This window comes from Caminibacter profundus (assembly GCF_054657155.1).
Genome location: NZ_BAAHXC010000001.1, coordinates 358367 through 377209, shown reverse-complemented (window position 1 = coordinate 377209; position 18843 = coordinate 358367). Strand labels below are relative to the sequence as shown.

Sequence of the window (18843 nt, the reverse complement as noted above, 5' to 3'; positions counted from 1 at the left end):
TTATACATTATATCCAAGTTCTCTTGCTATTCTTTTGATATTTTCAAGTCTTTTTTCAATTGGTGGATGAGAGCTAAAGAGTTCTGAAATAAATCCAACTATACCAAACGCTTTCATTTCACTTGGCAATGCAATTTGTTCTTTTGGAATTTGACCAAGTTTAGCTAATGCATAATAGATTCCTTCAGGACCATCTAATTTTACAGCACCTTCATCTGCTTTATACTCCCTATATCTACTAAACCACATTGCAAGCATACTAGCAAAAATACTTAAAACAATCTCTAATGCAAAGCTAATTGCCATATACGCAAATGGACTTGTATTACCTTCTTCATCTTTTGGTGCTAAAATATTTGCAATTAGTCTTGAGATGAAAAATACTAATGAGTTAAGCACACCTTGGACTATTGTCATTGTAACCATATCGCCATTTTTAATATGATTAATCTCATGAGCAATAACACCTTCTATCTCATTTAAGTCCATAATATCAAAAAGTGAAGTTGAAACTGCAACAAGCGAATTACTTTTACTAGGGCCTGTAGCAAATGCATTTGGAGGACCATCAAAAATTCCAACTTCAGGTCTAGGAATACCAGCTTTATCTGCTAACTTGTAGGTTGTTTCAACCAGCCATTTTTCCGCTTCATTACTTGGGGTTTCAATTACCCTAACCCCGGCACTCATTTTTGCAAGCCATTTTGATAAAAGAAGTGAAATAATACTTCCACTAAATCCTACAATAACAGCTAAAATTGCAAGCCCACTAATAGTTCCTCCATCAAGTCTAATGCCAAATAGAATTTCGATTACAAAAATCGTCAAATATATTGATGCCATTACGGCTATATTCATAAGTATAAGCATTAGTATTGCCATTAATATCCTCCTTAAAAGTTTTAGTCTTATTATATCAAGTTTTTTATTAAAATCAAGTTAATTTTTATTTTTTATCATTAAATAGTAAATCGTAACAACTGGAATAGTTACATTTAAAATTGTTACTATTATCATTAAAATTCCTAGATTTGAATAATCCTCTGGGACGATAACTTTGCCATTTTCTACGACTTTACGACTTACCACAAAAATTTGATTTAAATATTTAGTAAATAGTCCTCCGGCTGTTAAAGCCAAATTCATAAGACTTGCCATTAAAGCAAACCAGGTAGCTCTTTTGCCCTCAGGAGCATAAATTGCAATTAAAGTTAAAAGCGGTATCATACTAAGCTGTGCAAAAGGTGACTCAAGTGCTGTATCAATAATAGCAACTGTTTTTGGATCAATACCAAAACTTTGAGGGATATTATAATAAAGTCCTATAATTGGTAAAAATAAAATTGTTGTAATAACTGTTAGCCAAAGTAAAGTAAAATGTGCAGGTTTTTTTGCAATAAAATCACTAAATAACCACATTCCTAAGATTGAAAGTATTGCACCAATTTGAGAGAGTGTCCCAAAAAAAGCTTTATCAAACCCCAAAATATCAATTTCCCACCACTGAAGTCCTGGTCCTACACTTGGCATAGCACGATAAACAAAAATCACAATAGCTGTTTTTATAATAAAGCTTCTCGTTTTTTCTTCAATATCTTTTAAAATAAGCCAAATCATATATGAAATAACTGTTAGACTCACTATAAATACTATTTCTTGCGAATATCTAAATATAAAAGCTAAAATTTCATTATTCCATTTTTGATATTGCCCATATCCCATTAAAACAACAAATACAGCAAACACTAAACCTCCACATAGTATCTTACAATTTATTGGACTTGGGGTTACCTTATCAAGCTTAATTATTGTAACTCCAACAATTGAAATTATTGGAATTATTAGAGAAATTTTAAACATAGTTTCATATGAGAAAATTTGAGCGAGCCACCCACTTAAACCCGCAACCATTACACCGGCAAGTGAAATAGCAAGTCTTCCTAAAATCTGTACATAAGCTAGTTCTTCTTCTACTTTTTCTTTTGGCTGATTTCTATCTACTACTTCTGTACTCATTGCATCTGCTACTACATCTTGTAGAACAAACCCTATTACACTAAGAAGTGCTGAGATGATATAGACATTCTCTTTACTGGCAAATTTAGCCCAAGGATAGTCTCCAGCAAGTCCAATAAGTAAAATTGTCCCAGCAGCAATAAGCCCTGCTCCAATATAAACATAAATTCTTCTTTGAGAACCAAAAATTACAACACTATCTACAAGCTGACCAAAAACCATTTTTATAGTCCAGGGTATACTTAACCATACTCCTAAACTAACAAGGGCTGCGGCTGAGAGTTTAAGCTCTTCTTTTACCCAAAAAGTTTCTGCTATACTACTTATACCACTAGCTCCATAAGCAAAATAGATCATTAGAAGTGGTAAGTATCTTAATTTGAAGTGTTTTATTGGATTTAGGAGTGTTTTGTTTAAAATATTAATTACTTTTTTCAATTTTGTTTCTCCTTAAATCAATTAACATAATATTTTCACTCTTTACAATTATTGAAAAATTTTACTTTAATTCTACTCAGCCTTTAATTTTAAAGCAAAAAATAGTCCAACTAAAAGCATAATAATCGTAAAAATATAAAGTGTGTTATATCCAAAATATTCAAGTATTACTCCTCCTGGAATTGCAAAAAACAGACCTATTGATGTAATATTGTTTTGAAGTGCAACATATACAGGTCTTTTATCCTCAGGGGCTATTTCGAATAGTAAATTTAGACCACTTATCTTAAATCCATCCATAGCAAAACCTATTAAGAAAAATATTAACCCATAAACAAAAGCATTATTAGCAATAAAAGCTATTAGGAAAGCTAATATCATTAAAACAAAAGATAATATTATTATAATTTTATATCTTGGAGCTAGTTTTTTCCAGACTAAGTTTCCAAGTAACGCTCCAATCATTTGAACAGTTACAAACCCTCCTATTAACCATCCTGTCAAATGTATAGTTTGATTAGCTTTTAAAATTACAAAAGGAAATGCAAAAAGAAAAGAGTAACTAAAAAGGATTGTAAAAATTTGAACTTGAAGTGCTTTATCATTCTTTAAAATAAGAGTTGCATTTTTTAAAAACTCAACAAAACTTTTTTCTTTTATACTTATATTTTCTTTAACAGGCTCTTTTATTGTAGAAAAAGCATAAAACCCTACTCCCATAAGGATTGCACTTATCATAAACAAATATGCATAACTTTTAGGAGCATCAAAAGTACTCAAAACCCATCCTGCAACCCCTCCACTTATAATAGAAGCAAGTGCAGCAAAAAACTGTCTATTTGCCATAGATTTTCCACGCTCATTCTTATTAAAAATTTTAGCTATTATTTCACTAAAATAAATACTTCCAAACCCAGCGGAAAAAGAAAAAATAAAAAGCCCTATTCCAAATATCCACAATGTAAGAACAGGATTTTTATCTCCTATGAAAAGAATAGCAAGCCCTATTGCAAACCAAGAGAGAAATCTAGCTAAAAATACTCTTTTTAAATAAGGTAAAACTAATCCAAAACTTTGAGCATAAAACGCTGCAAATAACTGCACAACAATTGCTCCGCCTCTAAGCAATGAAGCAAAAATACCAACTAACACTACACTTTCACTAAAATGGTGCACAATTAATGGCAATATTGTAGATGGTTCTGCTATTGTCATGGCAATTGCTAGAAAAAAGCCATGCAAAACATTTTTTAAGTTATTTTCTTTATAATTCATCTCTCTCCTTAATTAGAAGTATTAGAAGTTAGTAGGGGTATTAGATGTATTAAGGGTTTATAACCTCTAATACTTTTAATACCCCTAAAACCTCTCTTCACTTGGAACTTGAACCCGTGCACACACTTAGTGTATGCTGGGCAAGCTTTGAAACTTGGCAACTTTTTTCATTTTCCATTTTCCATTATTCATTTTACATTTATATTATACCCTGCTTCACTTAAAAACCTGCTTGGTTGATACTCTATATTTTTAATTCTATCAAATTTTGCTAAAGCAAAAAACAGTTTATCCTTTGCCCTAGTTACTGCTACATAAAAAAGTCGTCTCTCTTCTTCTATCCCTCCTGCGGGTTTAGAGAGTTTTATATTTGGAAATCTTCCTTCCATCAAATCTACAATATATACTTCTTTAAACTCAAGCCCCTTGCTCGCATGAACAGTTAAAAGATTAACACCTTTTCCTTCACTCATTTCACTTGCTCCTAAAACCATAGCATTTAAAAATTTTTCTAAATCACTATAATTTCTTAGTAAATTACCAAGAATTTTTACTTTATTTTTTATTTTTTCTTTTGCTTCTAAAAACTTTTCTTCATCGATTTTTCCATTTTTATCTTTTGCTCTATTTTTTGCAATATTTGAAACTATTATTTCAAATATTTTAGAGTTAATAAGTTCATTAAATACTGAGTTAGAGTTTTTAAGTCTTTTTACTCTTTTTAAAAATTTATAAAAATAATGTAAAAATTCAGCACCTTCAATTGAAAGTTTTGGATGTCTAAGAATAGGATTTGGCAAAAATTCTTCTTCAAACCCTAGGTCTTTAAATCTCAAAACGCTTCCAAGTGTTACAAAATCATCAAAAAGTCCAAGCTGATAAAAAGTTTTTTTGCTGACAAATACTTTTTTTGAAGTATCAGGTGCTAAAAAACCTTTTATAGCATCTCCATCACCTAATATACTCAATGCTTCAAAAATTTCTCCCGCAATGGCACTTCCAATACCTCTTGCATATTCAAAAATATGAATAAATGCCATAATGTCTTTTGGATTTATAAGAAAAGTGAGTATATCAAGAATTACTTTAATTTCCTTTGATTCAAAAAAACCAACTCCACCTTTTCTTTTACACTCAATTCCTTTTTCTCTAAGCATTGCTTCAATAGCATCAGCGCTTGAATTGTTTCTAAAAAGAACAGCTATTTCATCTCTTTTAGTAGAACTAGTAGAAATTCTACTTGCAATATCTCTATATTCTTCAAAAGTATCATTATATATTAAAACTTTTGGAAACTCTCCACAAAACCCTCTAGTAACTTCAAGAGTTTTTGGATAAATACGAGGATTATTTTTTATTACTCTATTGGCAATTTCTAAAATTTCGCCATAACTTCTATAATTTTTCTTTAATGTAAAAACTTTTGCGTTATAGTATCTTTTGTCAAAAGTAGAAATAATTGAAATATCAGAACCATTAAATGCATATATACTTTGGTCATAATCTCCTACACAAAAAAGGCTATCTTTTTTAACACTCTCAATAAATTCATTTTGAAGAGGGTTAGTATCTTGATATTCATCTACCAGAATTTCTTTATAAGGATTATCAATTCCACTTTTTAACATATTTATCATTTCAATAAGAAGTGAGTTAAAATCTACTAAATTATGAGCTCTCTTTAACTCTTCATACTCCTCAAAAATATCTTCATAAATTAAAGCATATTCTTCTTGAGTTGGTGCTCTTTTTAAGAGCCACTCTTGAAAATTATTTTCATTTGAATTAAGATAAAGTGAATATAAATCAAAAAGATAATTTGCAGAATATGGCTTTTCTTCAATACCAAGTCTTGAAAAATCCCTTTTATCATAAATAGACTTAAAAAGAATTCTTAAATCCTTTGGTTGCTTTAGTACTATATTTTTATTCAGTTTTTTTAACCACTTGTAACTAACAGAATGAAATGTCCCTGCCTCAATATTTTTTGCTATTGGCAAAACTTTAGCAACTCTTTCTTTCATTTCAGCTGCTGCTTTATTTGTAAAAGTCAGAAGTAAAATTTCTTCTGGTTTTATACCTTCTTGCAAAAGAAAAGCAATTCTTCCAACAATTGTTGAGGTCTTTCCAGTCCCGGCACTTGCAATGACTAGATTATGACCCATTGGAGCAGTTGCTGCTTGAAGTTGTTCAGTATTTAGTTTAGAAAGCGGCAAATTCACCCTTTTTTGGGTGAAATTTTATCATTATTCTTTTATAAACTCCTTAAGAGGAGCATAAGAATATTCATCTAAAACCACTTGAGCTAAAGTATTGTTTCTTGGATTTAAAAGAATTGGTGCTTTAAAGTTTACTATTGATTCAGTAAATGGCTCTTTTTTTATCAAATTGCAATACACAAGTGGTAAGTTTTCTTCATTAATATTTAATAGAACTTTTACATCTGCTGGTACTTCAAAAGAATAATCTTTAATTAAAGCAAACGGATTAATTAATGTAAAAGTAAAATCCCCTATTTGTAAAAGCGCAAAATTTTCATCTATCTGTTTAAAAATTGCCTCATTTAGTGTTTCAAAGCCTGGTATAGGTTTTTTTATTTTATACATTTTCTCTCCTTTTTAAAAGCACAAGCAAAAACTATTCCTTTTCATAAATAGGCGTATACCACTTCAAAAGGAGAGGGACTGAAATATTAAGCAAAAATGTTGTAAACATTAGTGTATAAAACTCTTCTTTTGTGATTAAGTGATTTTGAACATACGCAATATTTATTACAATAAAAGCAAGCTCTGCACGTCCTAGCATTCCAAATCCAATAAGCAAACTATCTTTATTTGAGTAACCTCCTGTATATTTTGCAGCACCTGCAGCTGAGAAAATTTGTAAAAAAAGTACTGCTAAAAATAGTGCTAAAGTTGGGAAAATTACATCTTTTAATACACTTATTTCAAAAATTATTTTACTTCCAAGCAATATAAAAAACACTGGTCCAAAAACTGTAAATGCCATAGTTGAAGTTATTTTTTCAATTTCACGAGTACGGTTTTGATTTCCAACCTCAAAATATTCAGCTTTAAGGATTAGTCCTGCAAAATATGCTCCTATTGCTGGATGAAAACCTAAAATATGAGCCACATCTCCAAACATAAAAACTAAAATAAAAACACCAAGTACTGCATAGTTCCCTTTATCTACCATAAAAAGATAACGAATACCTTTTTTGTGCGGCACAATAAATTTACCAACTAAATACACAAATCCAAAAAATGCTAAAACATCAAATATGGTTGACTGTAAATTTTCAAAGTCAATTGTAAAGTTTCCGCTACCTCCGCTATTTAAAATAATAGGAAGTAATATCGCAAGACCAATAAGACTTAAAACATCATCAACCACAGCACTTGTCATAATGCCTGTTGCTGCTGGAGTTTTTTCAAGTCCAAGAGATTTAAGACTTACCATTGTAAGTGATACTGCAGTAGCAGTCATTGTAAGTCCCCAAACAAAAGATGAAGTTGTGGAAAATCCAAAAAATTTTGCTGTGTAGTATCCAGCTAAAAATGGAAATATTGCCCCAATTACAGCTATTCCCCATGCTTTTTTAAGACCTTTTAGAAAGTTTGATAGATTTTCTTCAAAACCAAGAGCAAACATTACTAAAATAATTCCTATCTCTCCTAAAAACTCTATTCTCTCATCTTCTGGTAAAAGGCCAATATTTCCAAGTACTGCCCCAAGGACTATATACCATAATACATCAACAGTGTTTGTTTTCTTAGCTAAAATTTTTGATATAAAAATTGCTAAAAAAAGAAGAAACATTTCAGTCCATATATAGTGCATTATTTATCCTTTATTTCAGTCCCAATTCCTTCACTTGTTAATAGCTCTAATAAAATAGAATGCTCTACTCTTCCATCAATAATATGAGCTTTTTCTACACCCCTTTTTACTGCAAAAAGAGCAGCATCTACTTTTGGAATCATTCCACCTGTAATCACTCCTTCTTTTTTTAATTTTTCTATGTCTTTAGAGAAAAGCGAACTTAATAAGTTCTTATTGTTATCAAGAACTCCTGGAGTATCTGTTAAAAAAATCACTCTTTTTGCACCAATTGCTGCTGCAATTTCACTTGCCGCCGTATCTGCATTTATATTAAATCCCGGATGAGTAGGAGAATTACCTGCTGCAATTGGAGCAATTACAGGAATTAAATTTTCTGATATTAGTCTATTTATAAATTCACCATCAATTGAAGTAATCTTTCCAGTATATCCAATTAATTCTTCAGCTTTCATAAATCCCATATCTTTTCCATTAATTCCTATTGCTTTTGCTCCGTGTTGATTTAACATATTAACTATCTCTTTATTAATCTCTCCGCTTAAAACCATTTCAGCTATTTTTATTGATTCTTTTGTAGTAACTCTCACTCCATCTTTAAACTCTGTTTTAACATTTAATGCATTTAAAATCTCAGTAATTCTTTTTCCACCTCCGTGAACTATTACAGGTTTAATACCTACCATATAAAGCATCAAAATATCAATTGCAAAAGATTCTTTTAGCTTCTCATCAATTTGAGCACTGCCTCCATATTTTATAACTATTGTTTTGCCATAAAATTTTCTAATAAATGGAAGTGAATCAAGAAGTGTTTTTACTGTTTCAATTTTTTTTTGCATTTTTCTCCTTTTTTAGTTAGTATAGGTTAGTATAGGTATTAGAGGTTGTAGAGGTATTAGAGGTATACTTTCACTAACCTCTACTAACCTCTACAACCTCTACTAACGTTCAATTTACATAAGATATCGGATCTTTTATTCCGGCTTTTTCAAATCCTTTAAGCCTTAATCTACAACTATCACACACTCCACAGGCTTTATCTTCTTCTTTATAACAGCTCCAAGTAAGTTCAAGTGGTACCCCAACTTCTAGTGCTTTTTTTACAATATCTTCTTTTTTCAAATGAATAAGAGGAGTTTTTAGTTTTATGTTTGTTTTTGGTTTAGTTCCTGCATTTATTGCGTTTTGCATATGTTTTATAAACTCTTCCGTACAATCTGGATATCCACTACTGTCTTCTTCAACTACCCCTATAAAAATTGCTTCTGCTCCTTCTTTTTCTGCAATGGCTGCTGCTATGCTTAGAAATATTCCATTTCTAAAAGGCACATAAGTTACAGGAATACCAGGCTTTATTCCATCTGTAGGGACTTCTATATTTTCATCCACAAGTGCACCTCCTATTTGTTTAAAAAATGGAATATCAACTATATATTTATTTTCAATTCCTAAAAAATCACAAATATCATTAAAGGCTTTCAGTTCCCTTTTCTCAGTTCTTTGCCCATAATTAAAATGAAGAGGAACTATTTTAAAACCTTGCTGTTTTGCAATAAATGCTGCTGTTGTGCTATCCATTCCGCCACTTAAAATTACTACTGCTTTTTTCATTTATTGCCTTTTTGTATAATTTTACTAAAAAAGGGCTTAAAATGATAGATTTTGAAAATAGAACTGATTTTAAATTTGATGTAAATTTATTAAAAGAAATTTATGAGTATTTAACAGACAAAGACCTAGAACTTATATTAACAACTGATGAAGAAATTCAAGAACTAAATTATGCTTATAGAAAAAAGGACAAACCAACAGATGTTTTAAGCTTTCCTCTTGAAAATATTCCAGGAGCACCACTTGGCAGTATTGTAATTTCAATAGACACTGCTAAAAAAGAAGCTCTAAAGTTTGGTCATAGTGTTGAAGATGAAATAAAATTACTTTTTATTCATGGGCTTTTGCATCTGTTAGGATATGACCATGAAATAGACAATGGTGAAATGAGAGAAAAAGAAGAAGAGATTATCAAAAAATTTAATCTTCCTGATAGTTTAATTATCAGAAGCTAGCACCAGTAATATAGAGTTTTTTTCTCTCTCGGCTGCTTGGAATTTGAAGAGCTTCTCTATATTTTGTGATAGTTCTTCTCACTAATTTTAAATTGTATTTTTTGTTAACAATCTCACAAATTTTATCATCACTAAGAGGTTTATTTTTATCCTCATTTTTTATAATACACTTAATTTCTTCTTTTATTTGATTTGCTGAAATATCTTCATCAAGTGCAGTTGAGAAGAAATTTTTAAGTGGAATTATTCCTCTATCACATAAAAGATATTTATTTGCTATAGCCCTACTTATTGTAGATGGAGCAAAATCAAGTTCATCTGCAATATCTTTAATTTTCATAGGCTTTATAATTCCACCCTTAAAAAAATCATATTGAAGTTCAACTATCATAAGAGCAATTTTTTTTAGAGTAGATTTCCTCATCTCTAGTGCATCGACTAAATTTCTAGCTTCTTTTAATTTTTCTTTACTATATTTATCATCTGCGCTTTCTTTTATATAAATTTCTGGATAATATTCCTCATTTAACCTTACTTCTAAATATCCATTATTATTAATTATAATAATTTCTGGAATTAATTCTTCTGAAACTCTATAATCAATAGCAGGTGTTATATTTAATTGTTTGATTATATTTATAGCTTCATTAAATTTAGGATTATCAAAAAAATTTTCTAGATTTTCTAAATTTAATATTATTTCTTTAGATAATTTATACAAATCATCATCTATATCCAAACTTTCTAGCTGAAATAAAAAAGATTCTTTCATATCTTTTGCCCCAATCCCTGGAGGTAAAAGATACTTAAATCTTTCTCTTATTTTCTTAACTTTTTCTACATCACAATTTGCTATTTTTGCTATTTCTTCCTCATTGCCGTCAAAATAACCATCAGTCGTAATGTCTTCAGCTATCAATTTAGCAATATATTTTGAGTTTTCAGTAGGAAAAAAATGTGAGTTTTCAATTTGCTCTATAAGTTCTTCATAAAAACTTTTTTTTTAAATACTTAATGCCTCAATTTCATCCGTAATTGCTTTTTTTAAATTTCCAAATGTTATAAATTTTTTATTTTTAACTTCTACTAATGGATTTTCAAAAGCTACTTCTTTTAAATTTTCATATAATTCATCTAAACTAGCTTTTAATATTGGTAAAAAACCTATAAGCTTAGTTGAAAGTTTATTTGTAACTTTTGTTTTTAATTTCATAATCTAAAATCTTCTCCAAGATAATATTTTTTAACTTCCGGATGAGATACAATATGTTTGGCATCTCCCTCTGTTAAAATTTGACCATCTTTTAATACATAAGCTCTATCACAAATTGAAAGAGTTTCTCTAACATTATGGTCAGTAATAATTACTCCTATTCCTTCAATACTAAGAAACTTTACAAGCTCTTTTATTTCATTGACATTAACAGGGTCAACTCCTGCAAACGGTTCATCAAGAAATAAAAACTTAGGCTTTGGCACAAGGGCTCTTGCGATTTCAACTCTTCTCCTCTCACCTCCACTTAAATTTATCCCTTTTCTTTTTCTGATAGGTTCAATATTAAACTTTTCTAATAAATCTTCAACAACTTCCGATGCTTTGTGTCTATCATAATATTCCTCAGCTACAATATATAAATTATCTTCAACACTCAAATCTCTAAAAACTGAACTCTCTTGTGGTAAATATCCAATTCCAAGTCTTGCTTTTTTATGAAGAGGAAGTTTTGTAATATCCTTTTCATCTAATGTTACATCACCTTCGTCTGGAGTTAAAAGGCCGCAAATAAGATAAAAAGTTGTTGTTTTACCAGCTCCATTAGGACCTAATAGTCCCACCACTTCTCCTGTATTTATTTTTAAAGAGACTCCTTTTATTATTAAAGTTTTTTTAAAAGACTTTTTAAGATTTTTTGCAACTAGTCTAGACATTCAAATATCCTTTTTTCCCCTTCAAGCAAAATAGAAATTTTTAAAAAATCAAATCCAAAACTACTTAAAACTTCCTCTAAATCCTCACCCCACTCTATAAAATGGTATCCATCTCTACTTAACTCTTCAAGCATACCAAGTCCTAAAAAATCATCAATACCTTTATTATATAAATCATAATGATATACTTTATTAGCATAGACATTTTGAATAGCAAAAGTAGGAGATGTAACCTCTTCATCTATTCCAAGAGATTTTACAAATTCTTTAACTAATGTAGTTTTTCCACTTCCAAGTGTCCCGCAAAGCAAAATTATATTTTTGTTTTTATTTTTTATACATTCTATTATTTTACTTAAGTCAATAATATTTTTTACTTCGACTACCATCTTTCAAACTTTTTGTTTTTATTTTACCTTTTTTTTAATTTTTCTTTAAGGGTTTTTTTGTTTGTATTGATACAAAATAATAAATGTAACACCATATATTAACATAATATTTTTACTCTATATTAATTTCTTTAACTTTTCTTCTATTTCTTTAATTTCTTTTTCATCTAGTATATCTCTTAATTGCTGAATAAATAGTCCTTTTTCTTTTTTTAAATAAGCTCTAAGTATTTCATCAACATCATCAATTTTTAAAAACGCATCTAAATTTTTTTCAGTTGATTTAGCTTTTATAAAATCTAACATTCTAAAAAGCATATCCCTAATTAATCTATTCTCATTTACTAAAAACTTTACTTTATTGTTTTCACCAACTGTTTGAATTTGAAGATTAAAATGATAATCTAACTCTTCTTTTAACTCTTTTATTATAACATTTAGCTCATCAAAAAAGGTGTCTTGATGAGCTAAATCAAAATTATCTCTTAAAAAAAGAAGCTTTTTATTTAACTCTATTATCTCTTTTTGGTGATCAATTATAGGTTTTAACATTGTTTTTCTTAATGTAAAAAGTGTCTTTTTCCAGTAAAATACATTGCAATTCCAGCTTCATCTGCCGCTTCAATTACCTCATCATCTCTAATACTGCCTCCCGGTTGAATAATCGCTTTTACTCCAACACTTGCAGCATAATCTACACTATCTCTAAATGGGAAAAATGCCTCACTTGCAAGGCTAGAGCCTCTTATATCAAGACCAAGTGATTTTGCTTTTTCAACTGCACATCTTGTTGCATCAACTCTACTTGTCATTCCCATTCCAATTGCTACCATCTGAGAATCTTTTACAAATACTACACAGTTAGATTTAGTAAGTGCCGCTATCTTCCAAGCCATTTCAAGGTCTTTTTTATCTTGAACTTCTTTTTTAGTTACACATTTAGCATTTACTACCTCTATATCCAGCACTCTATCAGCATCTTGGAACACAAAACCACCCTCAATATGTTTAAAATCCCACTTATCTCCCGGAATTTCAAGATAATCTTTTCCTAAACAAAAAAGTTTAATTCTCTTTTTCTTTTCAAATACTTTAACTGCTTCATCTGTAATTTTTCCTGCAATTAAAACTTCTACAAAGATTTTATTAATCTCTTCTGCTAACTCTTTATCTACAACACCATTTACTGCTACAACTCCTCCATATGCACTAACAGGGTCGCATTCAAGTGCTTTTTGCCAAGTAGTAATTAAATCATCTTTTTTAGCAGCACCGCAAGGATTTGCGTGTTTAATAATACTTATAGCGCCTCTACCTAAACTCACTGCAATCTTAACAGCTCCATTAATATCAGTTAGGTTATTAAAGCTTGGCTCACCTTTTATTATATTTAACTTATTCCAAAAATCTTCAAACTCATATAAAGCACCTCTTTGATGAGGATTTTCTCCATATCTTGTATTAAATACTCTTTTTCCTACTATAAATCTTTTATCTCCAAACCCACCTTTGAATCTTTCATTCATGTAGTTTGCTATCATACTATCATATGCTGCTGTATGTTCGTATGCTTTTATCATTAAATCTCTTCTAAACTCAAAATCATCTTTTTTATTTTTAATTGCGTCTATAATTACATCATAATCATTAGGGTCAGTTACAATAAGTACATCTTTAAAATTTTTAGCAGCACTTCTAACCATAGTAGGTCCGCCAATATCTATATTTTCTATAATTTCATCAAAATCATTAGTCCTTTCAGTTGTCTCTTTAAATGGATATAAGTTTACACACACTAAATCAATTCTAGTAATTCCAAGGCTTTTAGCCTCTTCGTCATCAATTCCGCTTCTGTATAAAATTCCACCGTGTACATATGGATTTAGAGTTTTTACTCTTCCTCCAAAACACTCAGGAAATTTTGTAATTTCACTAATATCAATTACTTTTATTCCATTTTCAAGTAAAACTTTTCTTGTACCACCAGTTGAGATTATTTCAAATCCCAAGTCAACTAAATTTTTAGCAAAATCTACAATACCTCTTTTATCACTAACACTAAGCAGTGCTCTCATTTTAATCCTTTTTTTTTATGAAATTTTACTATAATTTTAAAAACCACAAAAAAGGGACTATATGAAATACAAAATATATTTTGATTATGAAAATAAAAAAGCCGAGAAAGAAGCGCTAGAAAAAATATATAAAGAGTATGAAAACGAACAAATTGGATACTATCATTTACCTGATTCTTCAAAAAAGTTTAAAAACATAAATTTTGATATAGATTTTAATGAAATTGTTATTATAGGAATTGGTGGTAGTTCACTTGGGACTAAAGCAATATATAAAATGATAAAAAACATTTGCAGTGTAAAAAAAATGATTTTTCTTGAAAACCCAGACCCAATAGACTTATATGCTAAATTTCAAAAAATAAAAAAACCTCTTTTTTTTGTAATTAGTAAATCTGGAAAAACTATTGAAACTATTTCAATTTTCAAAAAAGTAATAAAACATTTTAATATAAAAAAAGGAGCGAAAAACATAAAAATAATAACTGACCAAAATTCTCCACTTGAAAAGTTTGCAATTGAATGGAATTTAGAAACTTTTAATATTCCTAAAAATGTTGGCGGAAGATTTTCAGTACTCAGTGCTGTAGGAATGGTACCACTCAAAATTGCTGGTATTGATATTTTAAAAATACTAGATGGAGCTAAAACTTTTAGAGATAATTTTTTTGAAGGAAAAGAAGAACATTTACTAAAAAAAGCATCTTTTTATGGGAGAAATTATAAAATATACCCTGTAAATGTAATGTTTGCTTATGCAACAATCCTTAATGCTTTTAAAGAATGGTATGTTCAATTATTTGGTGAATCTCTTGGTAAAAATGGAAAAGAAATAATGCCTGTTGGACATATTGGCTCAATTGATCAACATTCATTTTTACAACTTTTAATGGAAGGAATGGGGCATAAAACAATAACATTTTTAAAAATAGATAAGTTTGAAACTAATCTAAAAATTCCTGATATTAATTTACCTCATCTTGAAGCTACTAACTTCGTAAATGGAAGAGATTTTGAAGAACTTATAAATAAAGAATGCGAATCAACAAAAGAAGCTCTTTTAGCAAAAGAATATCCTATTGATGAAATCATAATGGAGAAATTAACTTTAGAAAATATTGGTGAACTTATAATGTATTATGAAATTTTAACAAGTGCAATTGGTGCACTACTTGAAGTAAACACATATAATCAACCTGGCGTTGAAATTGGAAAAACAATTCTTAGAAATAAATTCTAAATTTAACATTCTACTCTCTTCTTCTGCTTATTAATTTTTATTATCTCTCTTATAGATTTTCAAGAATTTTATTAGATTAAGTCAATTTAAAGTTTAAAAGAGTTATAATAAACTAATACACTTAAGGAGAAAAAAATGAAAAAGTTTATAAAATGGTTTAAAGAAATTGGTATAAAAGATGTAGATGAGGTAGGCGGAAAAAATGCAAACCTAGGTGAAATGTATAATAATTTAACACCTTTAGGGGTAAAAGTACCAAATGGATTTGCGATTACTACAATTGCTTATAAACATTTTCTTGATGCAAATAATCTATGTAAGCCTCTAAAAAAGCTCTTTGAAGATTTTAATCCTAATGATATTGATAAGCTAAAAAAAGTAGGAGAAACTGCTAGAAAGCTGATTTTAGAATCAAAATTGCCTGACGATTTAAAAGAAGATATACTTCAAGCCTATAAAAAACTAAAAGAAGAGTATGGTAAAGATACAACACTTGCTGTTAGAAGTTCTGCTACTGCAGAAGATTCAAGTGCTGCATCATTTGCTGGTCAAAATGAAACATATTTAAATGTAAAAGGCGAAGATAATTTACTTTGGGCATATAAAATGTGTATAGCTAGTAATTTTACAAACAGAAGTATTAGTTACAAATTCACTCACGGATTTGACCCATTAAAAGTATACCTATCAGTTACTGTAATGAAAATGGTAAGAAGCGATTTAGCAAGTAGTGGAGTTATGTTTAGTTTAGATACAGAAAGCGGTTTTAGAGATGTTATTTTTATAAACTCTGCTTGGGGACTTGGTGAAAATATCGTTCAAGGAACTATTAACCCTGATAGCTTTTATGTGCATAAACCCACTTTCAAAAAAGCTCATAAAGCAGTCTTAAAAAGAAAACTAGGTGATAAAAAAAAGATGATGATATTCAGTGAAAAAAAAGAAACTGCAAATTTATCCGAACAATTCACTAAAAATATAAAAACACCAATTGAAAAAAGAATGAAATTTTCAATTACGGATGAAGAAATACTAAAACTTGCCGAATGGGCAATAAAAATTGAAGATCATTATTCAAAAATCAATGGACACTATACCCCAATGGATATGGAGTGGGCAAAAGATGGAATTGATGGTGAATTATATATGGTTCAAGCAAGACCAGAAACTGTTCACTCTCAAGAAAAGCTAACTAAATTTGAAATTTATAAATTACTAGAAAAAGGAAAAATATTACTTACTGGAAATGCTGTTGGTGAAAAAATAGGAGCAGGAAAAGTAAAAATATTAAAATCAATGGCTGAGTCTGATAAGTTTGAAGAAGGTGATGTTTTAGTAGCTATTTCAACCACTCCTGATTGGGAACCTATAATGAAAAAAGCAAGTGCAATTATTACAGAAACTGGAGGAAGGACTTGTCATGCGGCAATTGTAAGTCGCGAACTTGGCAAACCGGCAGTAGTTGGAGCAAGTAATGCAACTAAAATTTTAAAAGACAATCAAGAAGTAACTGTTAGTTGTGCAGAAGGTGAAGTTGGAAAAGTTTATGATAGCAAATTAAAATATGAAATAGAAACAGTAGATATTTCAAAGCTTCCTCATCCTAAAACAAAAATTATGATGAATTTAGGAAACCCAGATATTGCATTTTCTTTAGCAAAACTTCCTGTAGATGGAATTGGTCTTGCTAGGATGGAATTTATTATCAATAACCATATAAAAGCTCATCCAATGGCTATAAAGCATCCAGAATTACTAAGTGAAACTGAAAAAGCATTAATTGATGAATTAGCTTTTCCTTTTGATGGGGATGCTGAGGAGTTTTTTATAAAGACTCTTAGTGAAGGTGTTGCTACAATTGCAAGTTCTGTATATCCAAAAAAATGTATCGTTAGAATGAGTGATTTTAAATCAAATGAATATGCAAATTTACTTGGTGGTCGTCTTTTTGAACCAATTGAAGAAAACCCAATGATTGGTTTTAGAGGAGCTAGCCGTTATACTCATCCAAATTATAAAGAAGGATTTGAGCTTGAATGTAAAGCGTTAAAAAGAGCAATATTTGATATGGGATTTAATAATATTGTTTTGATGATACCTTTTTGTAGAAGAGTTGATGAAGCAAAAAGAGTTAAAAAAGTTTTAGAAGAAAACGGTCTTGGAGATATTGAAACATATATGATGTGTGAAATTCCAAATAATGTAATTTTAATAGATAAATTTTTAGAAATTTTTGATGGAATAAGTATAGGAACCAATGACTTAACTCAGCTAACTTTAGGAGTAGATAGAGATTCTCAAATTGTAACTTTTGATTATGATGAAAGAGATGAAGGTGTAAAAATAATGGTAAAAATGGCAGTAGAAGGAGCTAAAAGAAACAAAAAATATTCAGGTATCTGCGGTCAAGCACCAAGTGATTATCCAGACTTTGCTAAATTTTTAGTTGAAATAGGAATTGAAAGTATGAGTTTAAATCCAGATAGCGTCTTAAAGGTAATTAAAGATATAGCAGAAATGGAAAATAATAAATAAAAAAATCATCCCATAGGATATGGGATTTCTTCTTGTAATTTTTTAATATCTTTTAAAATCTCTCTATTAAGTTTCACTTCAGCAGCCCTAAGTGATGGTTCTAATTGCTCTAATTTTCTAGCTCCAATTATAGTAGAAGCTACAAAATCGAAATGTTTCGAATAAGCAACTGCTAAAGTTACAGGATGAATATTATATTTCTTTGCTATCTCTAAAAACTTTTCAGTAGCTTTAATCGTTTTTTCATTATAAAATCTTTTCGCATGATTTTTAACTCTTTTGTTAGGGTAATTAGAATAAAATATAAATCTTGCATCTTTTGGGGGATTTGGTGTATTGTATTTCCCACTAAGTATTCCCCCAGCAATTGGAGAGTATGGAAGAAGAGAAACATTTTCTTTTCTACAAACATATTCTAGTTCATCAAAAAACCTAGGGTTAAGAATACTAAAATTATTTTGAATACTTTCAAACCTAGCAAGCCCTTCATATCTTGCAATAGTATTTGCTTTTGTTAGTCCATAAGCACTATCATTTGAAGTACCTATATACCTAACTTTTCCCTCTCGCACAAGTTCATCAAATGCCCTCATTGTCTCTTCAATTGGCACTACTGTATCAGGCCAATGTTGCTGATACAAATCAATATAATCAGTCCCTAGCCTTTTAAGTGAGCCTTCAACTGCTCTTTTTATATGAAACCTATCCATAGCTGTAAGACCATGGCGAATTGGTGGCACAAACCACCCACTCGCTGCTCCTGCTACTTTACTAGCTAAAATAATACTATCTCTTGGCTTTGTTTTTAGCCACTCCCCTACTATCTCTTCTGTTAATCCTGCATAAGTTGCTTCAGGTGGAACAGGATATAATTCAGCTGTATCGTAAAAATTAATTCCATTATCATACGCTTTATCAAGTATCCTAAAAGCTTCTTTTTTATCAGTAGTAGACCCAAATGTCATAGTCCCAAGACAAATGACACTAACTCTTAAACCACTTCTTCCAATATATCTGTATTCCACTGTTCACCT

The 18843-nt window shown here is 29.8% G+C and carries 17 protein-coding genes and 1 pseudogene; 3 read left to right on the top strand and 15 right to left on the bottom strand.

Features of this window, described 5'->3' with window-relative positions; all coding sequences use genetic code 11:
- The 8 genes from htpX to queC form a co-directional block, all read right to left on the bottom strand.
- Positions 1-882, bottom strand: a complete 882-nt coding sequence (gene htpX, locus ACYQ1U_RS01940; protein WP_459883662.1) for a protease HtpX — start codon at positions 880-882, stop codon at positions 1-3.
- A 57-nt stretch (positions 883-939) separates the two neighbouring features.
- Positions 940-2454 carry an MFS transporter gene (locus ACYQ1U_RS01935; RefSeq protein WP_459883660.1) on the bottom strand — a complete coding sequence of 505 codons (1515 nt, stop codon included), beginning with the start codon at positions 2452-2454 and terminating at the stop codon, positions 940-942.
- A gap of 72 nt (positions 2455-2526) precedes the next feature.
- The gene (locus tag ACYQ1U_RS01930) at positions 2527-3729 is read right to left on the bottom strand and encodes an MFS transporter (protein ID WP_459883658.1); all 1203 of its coding nucleotides are present in this window, start codon (positions 3727-3729) and stop codon (positions 2527-2529) included.
- A 188-nt stretch (positions 3730-3917) separates the two neighbouring features.
- On the bottom strand, positions 3918-5945 hold the full coding sequence (locus tag ACYQ1U_RS01925) for an ATP-dependent helicase (RefSeq protein WP_459883656.1): 2028 nt from the start codon (positions 5943-5945) through the stop codon (positions 3918-3920).
- Positions 5946-5975: 30 nt separating this feature from the next.
- On the bottom strand, positions 5976-6335 hold the full coding sequence (gene fliW / locus ACYQ1U_RS01920) for a flagellar assembly protein FliW (RefSeq protein ID WP_459883654.1): 360 nt from the start codon (positions 6333-6335) through the stop codon (positions 5976-5978).
- A 31-nt stretch (positions 6336-6366) separates the two neighbouring features.
- A complete protein-coding gene (locus ACYQ1U_RS01915; RefSeq protein ID WP_459883652.1) occupies positions 6367-7572 on the bottom strand; it encodes a cation:proton antiporter in 1206 nt (401 codons plus the stop codon).
- Entirely contained in the window at positions 7572-8414 is an 843-nt protein-coding gene (gene argB, locus ACYQ1U_RS01910; RefSeq protein WP_459883650.1) for an acetylglutamate kinase, read from the bottom strand. The genes ACYQ1U_RS01915 and argB overlap by 1 nt, the downstream gene beginning before the upstream one ends.
- Before the next feature lie 109 nt (positions 8415-8523).
- Entirely contained in the window at positions 8524-9186 is a 663-nt protein-coding gene (queC, locus tag ACYQ1U_RS01905; protein WP_459883647.1) for a 7-cyano-7-deazaguanine synthase QueC, read from the bottom strand.
- 41 nt (positions 9187-9227) lie between these two features.
- Here queC and ybeY point away from each other — a divergent pair, with 41 nt between their 5' ends.
- On the top strand, positions 9228-9641 hold the full coding sequence (ybeY, locus tag ACYQ1U_RS01900; RefSeq protein WP_459883644.1) for an rRNA maturation RNase YbeY: 414 nt from the start codon (positions 9228-9230) through the stop codon (positions 9639-9641).
- On the opposite strand, the pseudogene rpoN reads toward ybeY, so the two are convergent.
- The 6 genes and pseudogenes from rpoN to purH form a co-directional block, all read right to left on the bottom strand.
- Positions 9631-10629 (bottom strand): annotated as a pseudogene (gene rpoN / locus ACYQ1U_RS01895) (RNA polymerase factor sigma-54); the annotation flags it as partial. The gene ybeY and the pseudogene rpoN sit on opposite strands and share 11 nt — an antisense overlap.
- Positions 10630-10644: 15 nt before the next feature.
- A complete protein-coding gene (locus ACYQ1U_RS01890) occupies positions 10645-10854 on the bottom strand; it encodes a hypothetical protein (protein WP_459883641.1) in 210 nt (69 codons plus the stop codon).
- A complete protein-coding gene (gene lptB / locus ACYQ1U_RS01885; RefSeq protein ID WP_459883638.1) occupies positions 10851-11570 on the bottom strand; it encodes an LPS export ABC transporter ATP-binding protein in 720 nt (239 codons plus the stop codon). Before lptB ends, ACYQ1U_RS01890 begins: the two co-directional genes overlap by 4 nt.
- Positions 11558-11959 carry a tRNA (adenosine(37)-N6)-threonylcarbamoyltransferase complex ATPase subunit type 1 TsaE gene (gene tsaE / locus ACYQ1U_RS01880; RefSeq protein WP_459883635.1) on the bottom strand — a complete coding sequence of 134 codons (402 nt, stop codon included), beginning with the start codon at positions 11957-11959 and terminating at the stop codon, positions 11558-11560. Before tsaE ends, lptB begins: the two co-directional genes overlap by 13 nt.
- Before the next feature lie 117 nt (positions 11960-12076).
- Complete coding sequence (locus ACYQ1U_RS01875) at positions 12077-12511, bottom strand: phosphoribosylaminoimidazolecarboxamide formyltransferase (RefSeq protein ID WP_459883631.1); 435 nt, start codon at positions 12509-12511, stop codon at positions 12077-12079.
- A gap of 8 nt (positions 12512-12519) precedes the next feature.
- Positions 12520-14034, bottom strand: a complete 1515-nt coding sequence (purH, locus tag ACYQ1U_RS01870; RefSeq protein ID WP_459883628.1) for a bifunctional phosphoribosylaminoimidazolecarboxamide formyltransferase/IMP cyclohydrolase — start codon at positions 14032-14034, stop codon at positions 12520-12522.
- Positions 14035-14095: 61 nt separating this feature from the next.
- Here purH and ACYQ1U_RS01865 point away from each other — a divergent pair, with 61 nt between their 5' ends.
- On the top strand, positions 14096-15274 hold the full coding sequence (locus ACYQ1U_RS01865) for a glucose-6-phosphate isomerase (RefSeq protein ID WP_459883625.1): 1179 nt from the start codon (positions 14096-14098) through the stop codon (positions 15272-15274).
- A 135-nt stretch (positions 15275-15409) separates the two neighbouring features.
- Positions 15410-17809 (top strand): phosphoenolpyruvate synthase, encoded by a 2400-nt coding sequence (gene ppsA / locus ACYQ1U_RS01860; RefSeq protein WP_459883622.1) that lies wholly within the window; start codon positions 15410-15412, stop codon positions 17807-17809.
- A gap of 5 nt (positions 17810-17814) precedes the next feature.
- Here ppsA and ACYQ1U_RS01855 read toward each other — a convergent pair whose 3' ends face one another.
- On the bottom strand, positions 17815-18834 hold the full coding sequence (locus tag ACYQ1U_RS01855) for an aldo/keto reductase (RefSeq protein ID WP_459883620.1): 1020 nt from the start codon (positions 18832-18834) through the stop codon (positions 17815-17817).
- Positions 18835-18843: the final 9 nt, after the last annotated feature.

Coding starts and splice junctions, on each gene's coding strand:
- purH (WP_459883628.1), bottom strand. CDS start 14,034: ATGAGAGCACTGCTTAGTGTTAGTGATAAAAGAGGTATTGTAGATTTT.
- ybeY (WP_459883644.1), top strand. CDS start 9,228: ATGATAGATTTTGAAAATAGAACTGATTTTAAATTTGATGTAAATTTA.
- lptB (WP_459883638.1), bottom strand. CDS start 11,570: ATGTCTAGACTAGTTGCAAAAAATCTTAAAAAGTCTTTTAAAAAAACT.
- queC (WP_459883647.1), bottom strand. CDS start 9,186: ATGAAAAAAGCAGTAGTAATTTTAAGTGGCGGAATGGATAGCACAACA.
- ACYQ1U_RS01890 (WP_459883641.1), bottom strand. CDS start 10,854: ATGAAATTAAAAACAAAAGTTACAAATAAACTTTCAACTAAGCTTATA.
- tsaE (WP_459883635.1), bottom strand. CDS start 11,959: ATGGTAGTCGAAGTAAAAAATATTATTGACTTAAGTAAAATAATAGAA.
- ACYQ1U_RS01930 (WP_459883658.1), bottom strand. CDS start 3,729: ATGAATTATAAAGAAAATAACTTAAAAAATGTTTTGCATGGCTTTTTT.
- ACYQ1U_RS01865 (WP_459883625.1), top strand. CDS start 14,096: ATGAAATACAAAATATATTTTGATTATGAAAATAAAAAAGCCGAGAAA.
- argB (WP_459883650.1), bottom strand. CDS start 8,414: ATGCAAAAAAAAATTGAAACAGTAAAAACACTTCTTGATTCACTTCCA.
- htpX (WP_459883662.1), bottom strand. CDS start 882: ATGGCAATACTAATGCTTATACTTATGAATATAGCCGTAATGGCATCA.
- fliW (WP_459883654.1), bottom strand. CDS start 6,335: ATGTATAAAATAAAAAAACCTATACCAGGCTTTGAAACACTAAATGAG.
- ppsA (WP_459883622.1), top strand. CDS start 15,410: ATGAAAAAGTTTATAAAATGGTTTAAAGAAATTGGTATAAAAGATGTA.
- ACYQ1U_RS01875 (WP_459883631.1), bottom strand. CDS start 12,511: ATGTTAAAACCTATAATTGATCACCAAAAAGAGATAATAGAGTTAAAT.
- ACYQ1U_RS01915 (WP_459883652.1), bottom strand. CDS start 7,572: ATGCACTATATATGGACTGAAATGTTTCTTCTTTTTTTAGCAATTTTT.